Genomic DNA, 1,886 nt, shown 5'->3' with positions numbered 1-1,886 from the left:
GCATTGATGAAGGCGCCGCGCGCATCGGGCCGGCCGGCGTGCCAGGCCGCGAGCGGCGACACGTCCTCGAAGCCGGCGCCCAGCCGCGGGCGCGGCGCGGCCCCGTCGCTGCGCAGTTCCGCCACCACCTGCTGCACGACCTCGATCGGCATGAACAGGCTGACGCCCGAGCTGCCATAGGGGCCGACCACGGTGCGCAGGCTCATGCCGACGATGGCGCCGCGCACATCGAGCAGCGGCCCGCCGGAGTTGCCCGGGTTCAGCGTCAGGTCGCTCTGGATGAACAGCACCTCGCCGTCTTCCGCGAAATGGCGGGTCCGCCCGCCGACGATGCCGGCGACCACCGAGCGGTTCAGGCCGTACGGTTCGCCGACCGCCAGCACCCAATCGCCGGCGCGCAGCGCGGCCGAGCGGCCGAACACCGGTGCGGCGGCGGGCGGCACGTCCAGTTCGAGCAGCGCGATGTCCATGTCGCGATCGATGGCCCGCACCCGCGCCGGCCGCACGCGCTGGTCGGGCAGCTTGACGAGCACCTGGTTGGCGCCGGCGACGACGTGGGCGGCCGTCACGATCGCCCCGCCGTCGTCGATGAAGAAGCCGGCGCCGATGCGGGCCGGCAGTTCGGCCGTGCTCCACGGCGCCAGTTCGTCGCCGCGCGGCAGCGTGTCCTCGTCGAATTCGGCACGGGCATCCGCGCCGATCCCGTAGACGCCGACCGCGAACGCGCTGCCGCGGCTCACCGCGGCCGCAAAGCCCGCTGCCGGTGCGGGCGCCGGCAATGGCCCCAGGCCGGCGCATCCGGCCAGTCCGGCGGCCCAGGTACCGGCGATCAGCAGTGCAACGCGCAGGCGGCGCACGCCGTCAGCGCCCGCCCGGCGGCCGGCTGCAGTGGCCGATCGCCGGCCCGATGCCCAGCGGCGGCGGCAGGGCCCACAGGATCTTCTTGAAGACATGCCGGTAGTTGTCGTCCGGCGGGTGGCCGGCCAGCGGGTCGCGGTTGGCGCAGAACGCGCGGTCCAGTCCGACCCAGTCCTCGGCGGTCAGCACGCGCTGCGCGAGCGGCAGCACCTCGGTCTCCTCGGCCCGGATGTGCGCGAGGTAGAAATCGATGTAGCGCTGCATCGCCTGCTCGAAGCGGTCGCGGCGCTGGCACAGCTGCGCGGTGTCGGCCATCATCTCGAAGCCGAGCAGCTCGTGCTCCAGCTCGCGGATCGCCCGCTCGCCGTCGGCGTGCTCGCGGTCGAGCCGGTCGAGCACCTCGTCGCCTTCGGTCGTGCGCCTGCGCAGCAACGGGAACAGCAACTCGCTCTCCTTCGCATGGTGCAGGCGTTCGGGGAACTCGTCGACGTAGAACAGCATCGCGCGCAGCACGCCGAAATCCGGCAGGCTGCCGCGCCGCCGGTGGTCGGCCAGCAGCAGGCTGATCGAGCGCAGCATCGCCGACATGGCGCTGTGCTCTTCGAGGATGACGCGTACGGCAGCGTGTTGCATGGCAGTGTCCCGGCCGGCGATGGAGCCCGAGCTTGGCGCCGTTTCGCCCGACGCGTGTTGATCCGCGTCAACTCAGCGCGGGTCGGCGCGTCCTGCCGTGCAACGTGAACGTTCGTTCCAGCCGTTCCATCGCCGATTCAATGCGATCTTGTGATGCAGGTAACACATTGTGGAACCGGTACCACTCTGGTGGAAAACGGCGGCTTCATCGGGTTCAATGGCGGCCTCGACATCCAGCGCCCGCGCTCAAGGTCCCGCCATGGAACGCTCTGCCTTCATCCTCGTCGACGGTCGTCCCGCCCGCACCGCGATCGCCGTCGGCGTGCTCGCGCTGCTGGCTGCCTGCGGGGGGGCCGAGCCCGCGGGGGCGCCGCCCGCGCAGGATGGGGCCGCGG

General features: G+C 72.2%; 2 protein-coding genes. Both read right to left on the bottom strand.

Going from position 1 to position 1,886, the window contains the following annotated elements; all coding sequences use genetic code 11:
* The coding region (locus tag AC1D15_RS29800; RefSeq protein ID WP_477828864.1) for a S1C family serine protease at positions 1-857 on the bottom strand (857 nt) is incomplete at its 3' end.
* 4 nt (positions 858-861) lie between these two features.
* Positions 862-1,491, bottom strand: a complete 630-nt coding sequence (locus tag AC1D15_RS29795; RefSeq protein WP_465112640.1) for a hemerythrin domain-containing protein — start codon at positions 1,489-1,491, stop codon at positions 862-864.
* Between the last annotated feature and the right edge of the window lie 395 nt (positions 1,492-1,886).

The organism is Rhizobacter sp. P2_H2, from assembly GCF_056403375.1.
The sequence above is the reverse complement of the archived record's forward strand: the minus strand, read 5'-3'. Positions and strand labels throughout refer to the sequence as shown.

Bases quoted from the DNA above. Each gene is read 5' to 3' on its own strand.
- AC1D15_RS29795 (WP_465112640.1), bottom strand. From the start codon at position 1,491: ATGCAACACGCTGCCGTACGCGTCATCCTCGAAGAGCACAGCGCCATG.